Source organism: Acuticoccus sediminis (genome assembly GCF_003258595.1).
GTDB lineage: Bacteria > Pseudomonadota > Alphaproteobacteria > Rhizobiales > Amorphaceae > Acuticoccus > Acuticoccus sediminis.
In genome coordinates this window covers 276,955-293,021 of sequence record NZ_QHHQ01000001.1, presented here as the reverse complement: position 1 = coordinate 293,021, position 16,067 = coordinate 276,955, and the positions used below count along the sequence as shown (strand labels likewise).

The window sequence follows — 16,067 nt, the reverse complement described above, 5'->3', positions numbered from 1 at the left end:
AACGCTGACGGGCCGGAGTCGACCGGGAGCAGCAGGCCATTCCTCGCCCGGATCCCGCCTTGCCGACCCGTTTGGGGCCGAACCGCAGGGTTGCGAACGTGCGGATTGCGACGCTAGGATGTGAGCAATCGTCACACAACTTCGGATAAGGTTCGGCTGAGCCCCGAGTTTGATATTAATTTCAGTAACTTACGCCGTCATATAAACTTCACCGGACTGACACAGTAACGTTTTGTCCGCTCTCTACCTCGGGGCCCAGACACGGGGCGGGACGAACACACGTGGTTCGCGCGCCGTGCCCTTGGAAAAACGAGTTCAACTCGAGGGAGCATCCCTGTGAAATTCACCAGCATCGCCGCGCTCGCGGCGGCCGGCGCGCTCGTCGCCACCGGCGCGGCCGCCCAGTCCCGTGACACGATCCAGATTGCCGGCTCCTCCACGGTTCTGCCGTTCGCGTCGGTGGTCGCCGAAGAGTTCGGCAACGCCTATCCCGAGTTCAACACCCCGGTCGTGGGTTCGGGTGGCTCCTCGGGCGGTCTGCGCCAGTTCTGCCAGGGCGTTGGTGAGAACACGATCGACATCGCCAATGCGTCGCGCCGCATCCGCCAGAAGGAAGTGGACGCGTGCAACGAAGCCGGCGTCGACTCGATCGTCGAGATCAAGATCGGCTACGACGGCATCGTCTTCGCGTCCGACATCAGCACCGGTCACTTCCAGCTGACCCCGGCGCAGCTCTACCAGGCGCTCGCCGCCGAGGTTCCGGTCGACGGCAAGCTCGCCGCCAACCCGTACACCAACTGGAACCAGATCGACGCCGCGCTGCCGGACCAGGAGATCACCCTCGTGATCCCGGGCACCAACCACGGCACCCGCGAAGTGTTCGAAGAGAAGGTCGTCCTGCCGGGCTGCGAGTCCTTCGAGGCGATCGAGGCCCTTGGCGACGCCGCCGAGGAGAAGTGCCTGGCCCTGCGTCAGGACGGTCGCGTGATCGAGGTCGCCGGCGACTACACCGAGACGCTCGGCCGTCTCGACGCCCAGCCGAACGCCGTCGGCGTCTTCGGTCTGTCCTTCTACGACCAGAACCGTGACCGCCTGCAGGTTGCCACCATCGACGGTGTCGAGCCGTCCATGGAGACGATCGCCACCGGCGAGTACCCCGTGTCCCGTCCGCTGTACTTCTACATCAAGGGTCAGCACATGGACGCCATCCCGGGCCTCGCCGACTACGCCCTGTTCTTCGTCTCCGAGGACATCTCGGGCGACGGCTCGCCGCTCTCCGACATGGGCCTGATCCCGCTCTCGGCCGACGAGCGCGACGCCCAGATCGACAAGATCGAGAACAAGACCAACGTCGAGCTCTAAGGGCTGACGGTCGCGGGGGGCCGTCACGGAACCCCGCATGACTACCGACGCCGACCGCACGATGCGGTCGGCGTTTGCATGGCGCGCTTTGCCACACTCACGACGCCGACGACGGCTACCTCTCGGGGCCGTGTCCGTAGCAACGCCGAGCGAAGGTTTGGCCCAGACGTGAACACAATGATATCCCTAGCGATCATTCTGATCGTTCTGAGCTTCGTCTACACGTGGGGGGCCAGCGCCAGTCGCCGGATCGCCGCGAAGACCGGGCAGCGCCTCCATTCCCGGCCGCCGTACTATGGGCTGTACCTCGTTCTGTGGTGCGCCATCCCGGCGGTCATCGTCTTCATCGCCTATACGCTGCTGTTTCCGCAGTTCCAGGCGGCCATCATCGACTCGTACCTTCCGCAGGCCGTGCTGAACGACCCGGCGGAGCTGTCGAGCCAGACCCGCCAGATCGAGAACATCCTCAACGGCGTCAGCGTCATCGGCACGCCCGAGCCCTATCAGCTCGAGGCCGTCCGGACCCTGCGCTCGTTCGAGTGGATCGGCCGTCTGGCGCTCCTCGCGCTCGCAGCGGTCGCCGCCTTCGCCGGCACGCTGGTCGCGCGGCGCAGGATCTCCCCGCACTTCCGGGCCCGCAACCGGATCGAGACGGCGATCGAGATGGTCCTCATCGTCTGCTCCGGCATCGCCATCCTGACGACGGTCGGCATCGTGCTGTCGGTGCTGGGCGAGGCCGTGCGCTTCTTCACCTACGTCAGCCCGGTCGACTTCTTCTTCGGCACCACCTGGAACCCGCGCTTCTCGACCACCGGCTCGTCCGGCCAGGGCGAGTTCGGCCTGCTCCCGCTGCTGTGGGGCACGATGATGATCACCATCATCGCGATGTGCGTCGCGGTGCCGGTCGGCCTCCTCGCGGCGGTCTACCTGTCGGAATATGCCGGGCCGAAGTTCCGCTTCTTCGCCAAGCCGCTGCTCGAGATCCTCGCCGGCATCCCGACCATCGTCTACGGCATCTTCGCCGCCTTCACGGTCGGCCCCTTCCTGTCCGAGTTCGGCAGCATGGTCGGGTTGTCCATCAACGCCACGTCCGCGTTCACGGCGGGCATCGTGATGGGCATCATGATCATCCCGTTCGTCTCCTCGCTGTCGGACGACATCATCAGCCAGGTGCCGCAGGCGATGCGGGACGGCTCCTACGGCCTCGGCGCGACGCAGTCCGAGACCATCCGCAAGGTCATCCTGCCGGCAGCGCTGCCGGGCATCGTCGGCGCCTTCCTGCTGGCCGTGTCGCGCGCCATCGGCGAGACGATGATCGTGGTGCTGGCGGCGGGCAACTCGCCGGTGCTGACGGCCAACCCCTTCGACGCGGTCTCGACCGTGACCGTCACGATCGTCAATCAGCTGACCGGCGACACCGACTTCGCCTCGCCGCAGTCCCTGGTTGCCTTCGCGCTGGGTCTCACGCTCTTCGTCATCACGCTGTGCCTCAACGTGGTGGCCATCTACATCGTCCGGAAATATCGCGAGCAATACGAATAGAACCGATGGCCACGACAACGACGGATGCTCTGCCCGCCATGCCGCAGAGCAAATCGAACCGCGAGCTCGTCGCCTCGAAGCTCGGCAAGCGGCATCGTTCCGAAACGATGTTCAAGTCGATGGGGCTGGGCGCGATCCTGATCGGCATATCGCTGGTCGGAATCCTGTTCGGGTCGATCCTCTACAAGGGCATCCCCGCCTTCTGGCAGGCGACGCTTCACCTGAACCTCACCTTCGATCCCGAGATCATCGACATCGACCCCCGGCCGACGCAGCAGCCCGGCCAGTCGGCGGCCGACTTCCACGACGAGCTGCTCTCCTGGCAGCGCGCCCTTCGCCGGGCCAAGTGGGACAGCCTGATCCAGGCCGCGATCGCCAAGGACGTCCCGGCCGCCGGCGCGCCGGACATGCGCCGCACGGCGTTCGGCCTCGTCGCCTCCAACGAGCGCGTGAAGCTCTGGGAGATGGTCGAGAAGGATCCCGGCATCATCGGCCAGACCGTCCCGGTCGCGCTGGTGGCGTCGGAGAACGTCGACGTCTGGCTGAAGGGCAACATCGACCGCGACCTGCCGCAGCGCTTCCAGCAGCTCTCGGAGGAGCAGCAGAAGTGGTCGGACGAGCTCTACAAGGACGGCGTCATCCGGATGGACTTCGCCTCGTCCCTGTTCACCAACGTCGACTCGCGTTCCTCGGGCGCGACGGCGGGTCTGCTGGGCGCCATCGTCGGCTCTGTCATGATGATGCTCATCGTCATGGTGGTGGCGGTGCCCGTCGGCGTGATGGCGGCGATCTACCTCGAGGAGTTCGCGCCCAAGAACCGGGTGACCGACCTCATCGAGGTGAACATCAACAACCTCGCGGCGGTGCCCTCGATCGTGTTCGGCCTGCTCGGCGCGGCGGTGTTCATCAACTTCTTCGGTCTGCCGCTGTCGGCGCCGCTGGTGGGCGGCCTCGTCCTCTCGCTGATGACGCTGCCGACGGTGATCATCGCCTCGCGCGCCGCGCTGCGTGCGGTCCCGCCGTCGATCCGCCAGGCCGCGCTCGGCATCGGCGCCTCGCCGACGCAGGCGATGTTCCACCACACGCTGCCGCTCGCCGTTCCCGGCATGCTGACCGGCGCCATCATCGGCGTCGCCCAGGCGCTGGGCGAGACGGCGCCGCTGCTCCTCATCGGCATGAACGCCTTCGTCGCGTCGGTGCCGTCGACCCCGCTCGACCAGTCTTCCGCGCTTCCGGTGCAGATCTATCTCTGGCAGGGCAACGAGAACCGCAACTTCTTCGAGTCGCGCACGTCCGCGGCCATCCTCGTCCTGCTCGGCGTGATGATCACGCTGAACGCGTTCGCCATTTTCATGCGCCACCGCTTCGAGCGCCGCTGGTAATCAAGGACCGATCACATGACCGCTGCTCAAGTCATGGCCGAAGCGCCCAAGACCAACAATCCGCACGCCCACAACCGCTTCCAGACGATCCGCATTCCCGATCCCGCGCCGCGCCCGGTGAAGATCGAGGCGCGGGACGTCTCGGTGATCTACGGCTCCAAGGAGGCCGTGCACGGCATCTCGATCGACATTCCGGCCCAGGCGGTGACCGCGTTCATCGGCCCGTCCGGCTGCGGCAAGTCGACGTTCCTGCGCTGCTTCAACCGCATGAACGACACGATCCCCGGCTGCCGCGTGCTCGGTGAGATCATGATGGACGGCGAGGACCTCAACGACCATTCGCTGGACGTGGTGCTGCTGCGCGCGCGTGTCGGCATGGTGTTCCAGAAGCCGAACCCGTTCCCGAAGTCGATCTACGAGAACATCTGCTACGGCCCGCGCATCCACGGCCTCGCGCACAAGAAGGCGGACCTCGACGTCATCGTCGAACGGTCGCTGGTCCGCGCCGGTCTCTGGAACGAGGTGAAGGACCGCCTGCACGAGCCTGGCACCGGCCTCTCCGGCGGCCAGCAGCAGCGCCTGTGCATCGCCCGTGCGATCGCGGTGGAGCCGGAAGTCATCCTGATGGACGAGCCGTGCTCGGCGCTCGACCCGATCGCCACCGCGACCGTCGAGGGCCTCATCAAGGAGCTGCGCGAGAACTACACGATCATCATCGTGACGCACTCGATGAGCCAGGCGCAGCGCGTCTCCGACCGGACGGCCTACTTCCACCTCGGCGACCTCATCGAGGAAGGCCCGACGTCGAGCATCTTCAACGACCCGCAGGAGCCGCGTACGCGCGACTACATCTCCGGCGTTTTCGGATAAGTTTAAGCAACCGCCTTTGGTTCGAGTGAGGAGCAGCGCGTTGGTGCTGGCACGTGATCGGGACCGCGAGCTTGTCAGTCTCGCGGCGGAGGTCGCCGAGATGGGCGGCCTCGCTGAACATTTGGTGATGGACTCGGTGACCGCGCTGACGCGCATCGACACGCAGCGTGCGCGCGCCGTCATCGAGGCGGACCAGCGCCTCGACGCGATGCAGCGCAGCGTCGAGAACCATGCCGTCGACCTGATCGCGGCGCACCGTCCGCAAGGCAAGCCGCTGCGCGAGCTGGTCGCGGCGATGCGCATCTCCTCCGACCTCGAACGCGTCGGCGATCTCGCCAAGAACAACGCCAAGCGCGTTCTCGCGATCGAGGGGCGGGCCTACCCGCCGCGCGTGGCGCTCGGCGTCGAGCACATGTCCGACATCGCGCTCGAGCAGATGAAGTCGGTGCTCGACGCGTTCACCTCGCAGGACCTCTCGGCGGCGCTCGACGTGCGCAGCCGCGACGACGAGATCGACGCCATCTACACGTCGATCTTCCGCGAGCTGCTGACGTACATGATGGAGGATCCGCGCAACATCACGTTCTGCACGCACCTCCTGTTCTGCGCCAAGAACATCGAGCGGATCGGCGACCACGCCACCAACATCGCCGAGAACATCCACTATCTCATCACGGGCGAGCAGCCGGTCGAGGCGCGGGCCAAGGGGGACTCCTCGTCGTACCTGTCCGCCGACTGGGCCGAGCCCGAGAACGGTCGCGGAGGCCACTGACTTGCCGCAGGTCATGATCGTCGAGGACGAGGAGCCGCTGGTCCTCGTCCTGCGCTACAACCTCGAGGCGGAAGGCTACGACGTCGAGAGCGCCAGCCGCGGCGACGAGGCGGAGCTGAAGCTCCTGGAGGGCCTGCCGGACCTTCTGATCCTCGACTGGATGCTGCCGGGCCTGTCCGGGATCGAGCTGTGCCGGCGCCTGCGCTCGCGGCCGCAGTCGGAGAACCTGCCGATCATCATGCTGACGGCGCGCGGCGAGGAGACCGAGCGCATCCGCGGCCTCGCGACGGGCGCGGACGACTACGTGGTGAAGCCCTTCTCGACGCCGGAGCTGATGGCCCGGGTCCGCGCCATTCTGCGGCGCACCAAGCCGGCGGTGGTCTCCACGCTGCTGAAGGCCGGCGACATCGAGCTCGACCGCACGACCCACCGCGTGCGCCGCGCGACGCGCGAGGTGCACCTCGGCCCGACCGAGTTCCGCCTGCTGGAGTTCCTGATGCAGTCCCCCGGCCGCGTCTTCACGCGCGAGCAGCTCCTCGACGGGGTGTGGGGGCGGGACGTCTACGTGGACGAGCGCACGGTGGACGTGCACATCGGCCGACTGCGCAAGGCGATCAATCGCGGCAAGGCCAAGGATCCGATCCGCACCGTGCGCGGCGCGGGCTACGCCTTCAACGACCAGTTCCACATCCGCTGAGCGGAGGGGCGTCGCCGGCATCCGGCGTGGGGCGCGCCTCGGCGCGCCTGCCGGCCCCGCCCGATCGGCGGGCCGGCCGTGTCGGCCGCGTCAGTTCGACTTGGTCGAGCGGCGCGACGGGAAGGCCTGCTCGCAGTGCGCGCTGCAGTACGTCTCGCCCACCGCGACGCGGGCGCCGCAGAAACGGAAGTCCGCGCTCGACGGATCGCCCACCGGCCAGCGGCAGTGCGCGGAGGAGAGCTCCATGAGGGTGATGCCGTCGGTCAGGTGCACGACCTCTGCGACCGGCCGGGGCGCGGTCTCCATTTCCGGCTCCTCGACCACTTTGACGGCCACCGCGCCGGCGGCCATTACACGCGGCGCCGCGGCGGGCTTTGCCACCGGCGGCGGCGCACTGCGGGCGCGGGTCGCCCGCGCCTGGGGGGCTTTGACCCGGCCGGAGAGGCCGAGCCGGTGGATTTTGCCGATCACCGCGTTACGGGTCACGCCGCCCAGCGAACTGGCGATTTGCGAGGCGGACATGCCTTCTGCCCACATCTTGCGCAAAACCTCGATCCGCTCGTCGGTCCAGCTCATCGCGAATCCCTTTGCTCACGGCCGATCCACACGCGGTCCACAGCCCAAACCGGTGGGTGCGGGGCACTATGGAGTCGGGCGATGTCTTGCCTTTACCCGCGGAATCGTAAGAGATTTGAGGATTCACGGTCTAGAGTCGGCGAGTCCACGGCGACTCAAACCTTGCTTTTTCCCCAACCATCGGAAAGAAAGCCCGCCTGTTCCGCAGTAGCCCGTTGGGGGCGCTCGGAACGACCTTCGCATACATCGCGAGTGAACCCATGACGACGAACAGCCTGTTCCCGACCTACAACCGCGCTGACATCTCCTTCGAGAAGGGTGAGGGCGTGTGGCTCGTGGGCTCCGACGGGCGACGATACCTCGACATGGGGTCGGGCATCGCCGTCACGGGCGTCGGCCACGCGCACCCGCACCTCGTCGCCGTGCTGCAGGAGGCGGCCACGAAGGTCTGGCACACGTCCAACCTCTACCGCATTCCCGAGCAGGAGCGCCTCGCCGACCGGCTGACCGCCGCGACGTTCGCCGAGCGCGTCTTCTTCTGCAACTCGGGCGCCGAGGCGAACGAGGCCGCGATCAAGACCGCGCGCCGCTATCAATATGTGAGCGGGCACCCCGAGCGGACGCGCATCATCACCTTCACGGGCGCCTTCCACGGCCGCACGCTGGGCGCGCTCGCGGCCACGGGCGTCGCCAAGTACATGGAGGGCTTCGGCGAGCCCGCGCCCGGATTCGACAAGCTGCCGCTCGGCGACATCGACGCGGTGAAGGCCGCCGTCGGCCCGGAGACCGCCGCGATCATGGTCGAGCCCGTGCAGGGCGAGGGCGGGATCCAGATGGTCGACCGCGGCTTCCTGCAGGCGCTGCGGCAGATCTGCGACGACAACGGACTGGTCCTGATCTTCGACGAGATCCAGACCGGCGTCGGCCGCTTCGGCACTCTCTTCGCCTACGAGGCGCTGGGCGTGACGCCGGACGTCCTGACCTCCGCCAAGGGTCTCGGCGGCGGTTTCCCGATCGGCGCGTGCCTCGCCACCGCCGCGGTGGGCGATGCGATGACGCCGGGCACCCACGGCACCACCTTCGGCGGCACCCCGCTCGCCTGCGCCGTCGCCAACGGCGTGCTCGACGTGATCCTCGCCGATGGCTTCCTCGACGAGGTGAAGCGCAAGGGGGCCTTCCTCATGCAGTCGCTGTCGAGCGTCGTCGACTCGCACCCCGAGGTGTTCGAGGGCGTGCGCGGAGAAGGGCTGATGATCGGCGTCAAATGCCGCGTCGCGGCGGCCGACGTCGCGACGGCGGCGCGCGATGCCGGCCTGCTCGTCATTCCGGCGGGCGACAATGTGGTGCGCTTCCTCCCCGGCCTCGTGGCCACGCAGGAGGATCTGCGCGAGGCGGCGCAGCGGCTCGAAGCGGCAGGCGTGGCCGTCGAAAAGGCGAAGAAGGATACCGCGGTCGTATGACCCCCAAGCACTTTCTGGACATCGCGTCTCAGACCCCTGAGGCGCTCCGCGCCATTTTGGACGAAGGCCACCGGGTCAAGGCGGAGGGGCGCATCCGCACCGACCGCCTGCGCGGCAAGACGCTCGCCATGCTGTTCGAGAAGCCGTCGACGCGGACGCGCTTCTCGTTCGACCTCGCCATGCGTGAGCTGGGCGGCGACACCATCGTCGCCTCCGGCAGCGAAATGCAGCTCGGCCGCGGCGAGTCGCTGGCCGACACGGCGACGGTGCTGTCGCGCTACGTCTCGGCGGTGATGATCCGCATGCTCGACCACGGGGGCCTCACCACCTTCGCCGAGGCGGCGCAGGTGCCGGTGATCAACGGCCTGACGCGCAAGTCGCATCCGTGCCAGATCATCGCCGACCTCATCACCATCGAGGAGCGCGTCGGTGCCCTCGAGAAGCAGACGCTCGCCTGGGTGGGCGACGGCAACAACGTGCTCGCCACGCTTCTGGAGGCCGCCCCCAAGCTCGGCTTCAGGATGAGGATCGCGACGCCGCCGGAGTTCGCCATGCGCCCGATGCTGATCGACACCGCGCGCCGTCTCGGCGCCGAGATCGAGGTCGGCACCGAGCCGCAGGGCGCGGTGCGCGGCGCCGACGTCGTCATCACCGACTCCTGGGCCTCCATGGGGGACGAGGACGAGGAGGAGCGGCGCCACGTCTTCCGCCCCTACCAGGTGAACGAGGAGCTGATGAAGGTGGCGGGACCGTCCGCGATCTTCATGCACTGCCTCCCCGCCCACCGCGGCGAGGAGGTGACCAACGCGGTGATGGACGGCCCGCAGTCGGCGGTGTTCGACGAGGCCGAGAACCGCGTCCACGCGCAGAAGGCGATCCTCGCCTACGTGTTCGACCGCCTCGGCTGAGGTGGCTGCCGGCGGCCCTCGCGGCCGCCGGTGCTCGGCCCGTCCGCGGCGCGTGCCGGGACGGACCTCCGGCCGGCGGGCAGGGCGGCGACCCGGAAGTAGGTCCGGTCTCTCTCTGAGACGATCGGTGCAATTCCGAACCGACCGCCGACGGATGCATTCTCCCCGGTATGGACGCGCTCTCCGACATCCTCGCGACCGAGTTCGGCCACGTCCCCGGGCCGGGGGCGGTCGTGATCGTGCTGCGCATCGTCGGAGCCGCGGTGCTGTGCGGCGCAATCGGCATGGAGCGCGAGGTCAGCGCCCACCCGGCGGGACTGCGGACCAACATGCTCGTCGGCATCGCCTCGGCGACGTTCGCGGTGATCGCCCTCGGTCTCATTGCCGACGTCAAGGGCGACGACATGCGCTTCGACCCGCTGCGCCTGATCGAGGCGGTGACGTCGGGCGTCGCCTTCCTCGCGGCCGGGCTCATCGTCCTGACGCGCGGTCATGTCCGGGGGCTGACGACGGGCGCCAGCGTGTGGTTGTCGGCGGCGGTGGGGCTGGCCGTCGGGGTCGGGCAGTGGCTCCTCGCCGTGGTGGTCACGGGGGTGGGCCTCGTCGTGCTGATCGCCGTCGCCCGGCTGGAGCGCGGGCTCGGCCTGTCGGGCAAGAAGCACCGGGACGACCGGCACGAGTAGTGCATCGGCCGCCGTGTGGCGGGCTGGTTTGAAATTCCTATATAGTGGGCCTGCCTTACCGCAGGAGACGTCCGCGCGTCGCGCCCGACCAGGGCCGGCGGCCGTATCATCACGCTGAAAATAAGGTTCTTGTTGTGACCGCCACTGCCGACGATTGTGTCCTACCGTTCTCCGTCGAGGAGCTCGACGTGCGTGGCCGCGTCGCGCGGCTCGGGTCGTCGCTCGATTCGATTCTGCGCCGGCACGACTATCCGCCCGCCGTGTCCCGCCTGCTGGGCGAGGCCGTGATCCTCAACGTCCTTTTCGCCACCGCGCTGAAGATGGAGGGCCGCGTCGTCCTCCAGATCCAGTCGGACGGACCCGTGTCGCTGCTCGTCACCGACTTCACCACGCCCGAGGGGCTGCGCGGCTATGCCCGCTTCGACCCCGAGGCCGTCGCCGCGCTCGCCGACGACCACACCCTGCGTGACATCGTCGGCGAAGGGACGATGGCGCTCACCATCGACCCGAAGGATACGGTGCGCCGTTACCAGGGGATTGTGGCGATGACGGGCGACAGCCTGGAGGAGGTGGCGCACACCTACTTCACGCAGTCCGAGCAGATCCCGACCATGGTGCGCCTGGCGGTTGCCGAGACGATGGAGCGTCGCCCCGGCGAGGAGCCCCGCCGGAGCTGGCGCGGCGGCGGCGTGACGGTGCAGTTCCTGCCCGACGCGTCCGACCGCATCGTCGTTCGCGACATCGCGCCTGGCGACGCGCCGGACGGTGCCGCCCGCGACGAGCGGGAGGAGGACGACGCCTGGGTCGAGGCTGCCGCCCGGACCCAGAGCGCGCAGGACTACGAGCTGGTCGACCCGGACATCTCGGCCGAGCGTTTGTTGCTGCGTCTGTTTAACGAGCGGGACGTGCGGGTGTTCGACCCGTTCAGCTTGAGTGCAGACTGTCGCTGCTCAACTGACAAGATCAAGACGATGCTTGACCAGTTCAGCCACGACGATCGGACCTCGATGGTCGAGGACGGCGCGATAAAGGTGACATGCGAGTTCTGCAACACACAGTACGTGTTCGACCCGGACACACTGGACGAGCGCGGGGCAGCGCACTGACGCCCCGCCGGACGAGGGCCGCGCTGTGAGGCGCGCTCTCGTCCGGCTGTTGCGTCTGGCCGCGCAGGCGATCCTGCCGGCCGTCATCCTGTTCGCGGCCTGGGCCTGGACCGACCGCCTCGTCGACGGGGGGGCGGCGGACCACGCGGCCCGCACCCGGCCTGCAGAGACCGTCTATTCCGTTACCGCCGTCGACGCCGAGATCGCCACCAACCGCGCCACCTTGCGCGCCTTCGGCGAGGTGGTGGCGCTCGAGAGCGCGGAGCTGCGCGTCGCCTCGCCCGGCCGCGTCGTCGAGGTTCACCCGGACCTTGCCGTCGGCGGCATGGTGGACGAGGGGGCGACGCTGGTGCGCATCGACCCGTTCGCCTACTCCGGCGCGCTGCGCGAGGCCCGTGCCCAGCTGAAGGAAGCCGAGGCCGCCGCTCGCGAGGCGGAGAGCCGCATCGCCATGGGCCGCAGCGACCTCGCCCGCGCCGAGGAGCAGCTCACCCTCGCCACCCGGGACCTCGACCGCGCGACCACGCTGCGCAGCGGCACCATCACCGACCGCGCCGTCGACGAGCGGCGCCTCCTCGTCAGCCAGCGGCAGCAGTCGGTCGATCAGGCGCGCTACAGCCTCGAGGGGGAGGAGGCGCGCCTCGACCAGCAGCGCGCCCAGATCGACCGCCTGGAGTGGACCGTCGAGGAGGCGGAGCGCGCGCTGGAGGATACCGTCCTCGCCGCCCCCTTTCGCGGCATCGTCCTCAACGAGACGGCGGCGCTCGGCCGGATCTTCCAGGCCAACGACGTCGCCGTGACGCTGGTCCGCGCCGACGGGCTGGAGGTGCGGTTCGTGCTGTCCGACGAGCGCTACGGCCGCCTCATCGCCGGCAAGTCGCTGATCGGCGCGAAAATCGCCGTCGCCTGGCTGATCGGCGACGAGCCGCTGACCTACACCGCCGTCGTCAACCGCATCGGCGCCAAGGTGGCGAGCGACACCGGCGGCGTCGACGTCTACGCCCGGCTGGAGCTGCCGCCGGGGGCGCTGCCGCGTCCGGGTGCCTTCGTCGAGGTCGCGGTGCCGGACCGGCCGCACCCGCAGTCCGCCCGCGTGCCGACGACCGCCCTCTACGGCGACCACGTCTTCGTCATCGGCGACGACGACCGGCTGGAGCGCATCCCCGTGACCGTCCTTGCCCGGGACGGGTCGGAGGCGATCGTGCGCGGCCCGCTGAAACCGGGCGACCAGATCGTGACGACGCGCCTCGCCGAGGCGGGCGACGGCCTCAAGGTGCGCCGCGTCGATCTGGACGACACCGGCGAAGCCCGGCGCGAGCCGTCCTGATGCGGCTCATCGCGGGGTTCGCCCGCCACCCCAACGCCGCCAACCTCCTGATGGCGCTGATGCTCGCGGTGGGCGTCTACGCCCTGACCGGGCTGACGACCCGGTTCTGGCCGCCTGCGAACCTCAACGAGGTGGAGGTGCGCATCCCCTGGCCGGGCGCCAGCGCGGAGGACGTGTCCGACAACATCCTGACCGCCGTGGAGCCGGCGGTGCGCTACCTCACCGGCGTCGACAGCATCCGCTCCATCGCCCGCGAGGGCTCGGCCTTCACCTCGATCGAGTTCGAGGCCGGGACGGACATGCAGAAGGCCTACTCCGACGTGGAGCAGGCCGTCGACGCGATCACCACGCTTCCCGACGACGCCGAGCGCCCGAAGGTGCGCTTCGACCGGTTGCGCGACCCGGTCGCCAAGGTCTCCGTCTCCGGCCCGTTCTCCGAGCCGGCGCTGCAGACGTTCGCGCGCCGCATCCGCGACGACCTCATGGCGCGCGGTCTGGACCAGGTGTCCCTCGGCGGCGCGCGGGACCGGGAGATCGTGGTGGATGCGCGCGAGCACGACCTGCTGCGCCTCGGCCTCACGGTGGAGGACGTCGCGACGGCGGTGCGCAACAACACGCTGGACCGCCCGTCCGGCGTGGTCGAGGGCGTGGTGGAGCGGCAGGTTCGCGTCCTCGCCGCCGGGAAGACGCCGGAGGAGATCGCTGCCTTCCCGGTCAAGACGCTGCCGACGGGCGAGGTCGTGACCGTGCGCGACGTCGCCAACGTCGCGGAGGGGTTCGAGCGCGCCTCGGTGTCCGGCCTTCGTGACGGCGATCCGGCGATCGAGCTCACCATCGAGCGCGCGCCGACCGCCGACGCGCTCGCCGCCGACCGTACCGTGCGCGCCTACCTCGACGAGCTGCGCGCGACGTTGCCGCCGACTCTGCACGTCAAGCTCTACGACGTGCGCACCGAGATGCTGTGGGAGCGCATCTCGCTCCTCGTCACCAACGGCTGGCAGGGGCTCGCGGTCGTTCTCGTCGTCCTCTTCATCTTCCTCAACGCGCGCATCGCCTTCTGGGTCGCGCTCGGCATTCCGGTGGCGTTCGCGGGCACGCTGGCGGTGATGCTGGCGACCGGTCAGTCGCTCAACATGGTGTCGCTGTTCGCGCTCATCATGATGCTCGGCGTCATCGTCGACGACGCCATCGTGGTGGGCGAGCACGCCGACACGCTCGCCGCGCGCGGAGTGCCGCAGACGGACGCGGCCGTCCGGGGCGCGACCGAGATGCTGGTGCCGGTGCTCGCCTCCTCGCTGACGACGGTCGCCTCGTTCGCGCCGATCTTCCTGATGCGCGACGTGATGGGGCAGATGATGTCGGCGATCCCGCTGGTGGGCATCGCGATCATCGTCGCGTCGCTCATCGAGTGCTTCCTCGTGCTGCCGGGGCACCTCGCGCACCAGGGCGGCTCGCAGCTCGCGCTCGGCCGCCTCCTGCGCCTCACGGTCCTCGCGGGGCTCGGCGCGGCGTTCATCGGCGGGCTGGTCCAGGCCTCGTCCTGGCTGCTGACCAACGGGACCACGGCAGCGCAGGGGCTGGCCGTGCTGCGCCCGCTCATCGAGCTGCCGCCGGCGCTCCTCGCGGTGGTGGCGATCCTCGCCGGGCTCGCCTTCGCCGCCTTCGTGGAGCGCCGCCTCGCCCGCCGCCGGCACAGGGCGCCGCGCGATCCGCTGACCCGCTTCCGGGCCGGGTTCGACCGGACGTTCAACCGCCTGCGCGACGGGGCGTTCACCCGGATCGTGCGTGCCGCCTACACCTTCCGCTACGCCACGCTCGCCTTCGCTGTCGGCAGCGTCATGGTGGTGGTCTACGGCCTCTACATCGGCGGCGGGCACATCAAGTTCATCTTCTTCCCGTCGCCGGAATCGGAGTTCATCACGGCGCGGGTGGAGTTCCACCCCGGGACCCCACGCGAGCGCGCCATCGCCGGGATCGAGGCGATCGAGGCGTCGCTGCTCGAGACCGAGGCGCGCCTCGCCGAAAGGGGCGACCTCGTCGCCGACGCCTACGCGCTGATCGGCCGGGCCGGCCGCGACCGGGGGGACAACCTCGCGACGCTGTCGGTGCAGCTCACCCCGTCGGAGCGGCGCGAGGTCAGGACGCCCGATCTCGTGCGCGCCTGGCGCGAGGCGCTGCCGGACCTTGCCGGCGTGAAGGCGGCCTCCATCGCCGAGCGTCGGGGCGGACCGCCGGGCCGCGACCTCGACCTGCGCCTCACCGGGGCGTCGCCCTCGGCGCTGAAGGCGGCGGCGACGGAGGTGATGTCGGCGATCGAGCCGTGGGACGGGGTGTCGGGCGTCGCGGACGACCTGCCCTACGGCAAGCCCGAGATCGCGATGCGCCTGACGCCGCGCGGCGAGGCGCTGGGCTTCACGCTGGAGTCGGTCGGCACACAGGTCCGCGGTGCCTTCGAGGGCGAGATCGCGCGCCGCCTGACGCTCGGTCCGGACGCCGAGGAGGTGCCTGTGCGCGTGCGCCAGCGCACCGCCGGCCGGGAGATGACCATCGACGACCTCTTCCTGCGCTCGGCGACGGGCACGTTCGTCCCGGCGTCCGAGGTGGTGGAGATCGAGGAGCGCAATACCTTCGCGATGATCCTGCGGCGCGACGGGGACGTGACGATCGCCGTGACGGCGGACGTGGACCCGGACGTGACGACGCCCCAGGCGGTGACCGAGCGCGTCGCGTCCGAGGTCCTTCCGATCGTCGAGGCGCGGCATGGGGTGCGGGGCGAGTTCGGCGGCCGCGACCGGGAGCGGCGGCGGTCCTTCGAGGACCTGCAGAACGGTGCCTACCTGGCGCTCTTCGTGATCTACGTGACGCTCGCCCTGGTGTTCGGGTCCTACTGGCGGCCGGTGGTGATCATGCTGATCATCCCCTTCGGCGCGGTGGGGGCGATCCTCGGCCACTGGGTGATGGGGATGAACCTCACCATCGTCTCGCTCGTCGGCCTGCTCGGCCTCGCCGGCATCCTCGTCAACGACTCCATCATCCTGGTGAAGCGGTTCGACGAGCGGCTTGAGGAGGGCGCGGGATTCGACGGCGCGGCGGTGGGGGCGAGCGCGGACCGGCTGCGGGCGGTGCTCCTGACCTCGCTGACGACGATCGGCGGGCTGGTGCCGCTCCTGTTCGAGACGTCGATCTCGGCGGAGTTCCTGAAACCGATGGCGGTGACGATCGTGTTCGGCCTGGCCTCGGCGACGGTGCTCGTCCTGGTGCTGGTGCCGAGCCTGCTGGGCGTCGGCCGGGACATCGGCCGGCTCTTCTCGCTGCTGATCGGGCGGCGGCGCGACGCCGGAGGCCACGGGCTCGGCCGCGCGTCATAGCGCGGTCGCCCGCT

13 protein-coding genes are annotated in these 16,067 nt (G+C 69.3%); 12 read left to right on the top strand and 1 reads right to left on the bottom strand.

All coding sequences use genetic code 11. The annotated features are described in order from the left end of the window. Positions 1–330: 330 nt before the first annotated feature. From DLJ53_RS01195 to phoB, 6 genes are all read left to right on the top strand, one after another. Entirely contained in the window at positions 331–1,362 is a 1,032-nt protein-coding gene (locus tag DLJ53_RS01195) for a substrate-binding domain-containing protein (RefSeq protein WP_425320957.1), read from the top strand. A 168-nt stretch (positions 1,363–1,530) separates the two neighbouring features. Beyond that, positions 1,531–2,904: a phosphate ABC transporter permease subunit PstC gene (gene pstC / locus DLJ53_RS01190; RefSeq protein ID WP_226573333.1), complete on the top strand. Its 1,374-nt coding sequence runs from the start codon at positions 1,531–1,533 to the stop codon at positions 2,902–2,904. A 38-nt stretch (positions 2,905–2,942) separates the two neighbouring features. After that, positions 2,943–4,286, top strand: a complete 1,344-nt coding sequence (gene pstA, locus DLJ53_RS01185; protein ID WP_202912946.1) for a phosphate ABC transporter permease PstA — start codon at positions 2,943–2,945, stop codon at positions 4,284–4,286. 33 nt (positions 4,287–4,319) lie between these two features. Next, on the top strand, positions 4,320–5,156 hold the full coding sequence (gene pstB, locus DLJ53_RS01180) for a phosphate ABC transporter ATP-binding protein PstB (protein ID WP_111341621.1): 837 nt from the start codon (positions 4,320–4,322) through the stop codon (positions 5,154–5,156). A gap of 43 nt (positions 5,157–5,199) precedes the next feature. Then, positions 5,200–5,928: a phosphate signaling complex protein PhoU gene (phoU, locus tag DLJ53_RS01175; RefSeq protein WP_226573330.1), complete on the top strand. Its 729-nt coding sequence runs from the start codon at positions 5,200–5,202 to the stop codon at positions 5,926–5,928. A gap of 1 nt (position 5,929) precedes the next feature. Next, positions 5,930–6,625: a phosphate regulon transcriptional regulator PhoB gene (gene phoB, locus DLJ53_RS01170; RefSeq protein WP_111341619.1), complete on the top strand. Its 696-nt coding sequence runs from the start codon at positions 5,930–5,932 to the stop codon at positions 6,623–6,625. A gap of 90 nt (positions 6,626–6,715) precedes the next feature. On the opposite strand, the gene DLJ53_RS01165 is transcribed toward phoB, so the two are convergent. After that, positions 6,716–7,201, bottom strand: a complete 486-nt coding sequence (locus DLJ53_RS01165; protein WP_111341618.1) for a GcrA family cell cycle regulator — start codon at positions 7,199–7,201, stop codon at positions 6,716–6,718. A 260-nt stretch (positions 7,202–7,461) separates the two neighbouring features. Between DLJ53_RS01165 and DLJ53_RS01160 the strand changes: the two genes are divergently transcribed. The 6 genes from DLJ53_RS01160 to DLJ53_RS01135 all read left to right on the top strand — a co-directional run bounded on the left by DLJ53_RS01160 (position 7,462) and on the right by DLJ53_RS01135 (position 16,053). Continuing rightward, entirely contained in the window at positions 7,462–8,661 is a 1,200-nt protein-coding gene (locus DLJ53_RS01160; protein WP_111343932.1) for an aspartate aminotransferase family protein, read from the top strand. Continuing rightward, positions 8,658–9,569, top strand: coding sequence for an ornithine carbamoyltransferase (gene argF / locus DLJ53_RS01155; protein WP_111341616.1), 912 nt, complete (start codon positions 8,658–8,660; stop codon positions 9,567–9,569). Before DLJ53_RS01160 ends, argF begins: the two co-directional genes overlap by 4 nt. A gap of 170 nt (positions 9,570–9,739) precedes the next feature. After that, positions 9,740–10,252: an MgtC/SapB family protein gene (locus DLJ53_RS01150; protein ID WP_111341615.1), complete on the top strand. Its 513-nt coding sequence runs from the start codon at positions 9,740–9,742 to the stop codon at positions 10,250–10,252. Between the two features lie 44 nt (positions 10,253–10,296). Further along, the gene (locus DLJ53_RS01145; RefSeq protein ID WP_280525492.1) at positions 10,297–11,358 is read left to right on the top strand and encodes an Hsp33 family molecular chaperone; all 1,062 of its coding nucleotides are present in this window, start codon (positions 10,297–10,299) and stop codon (positions 11,356–11,358) included. A gap of 25 nt (positions 11,359–11,383) precedes the next feature. After that, entirely contained in the window at positions 11,384–12,685 is a 1,302-nt protein-coding gene (locus DLJ53_RS01140; RefSeq protein WP_146619854.1) for an efflux RND transporter periplasmic adaptor subunit, read from the top strand. After that, positions 12,685–16,053: an efflux RND transporter permease subunit gene (locus tag DLJ53_RS01135; protein ID WP_111341611.1), complete on the top strand. Its 3,369-nt coding sequence runs from the start codon at positions 12,685–12,687 to the stop codon at positions 16,051–16,053. The genes DLJ53_RS01140 and DLJ53_RS01135 overlap by 1 nt, the downstream gene beginning before the upstream one ends. Positions 16,054–16,067 lie beyond the last annotated feature (14 nt).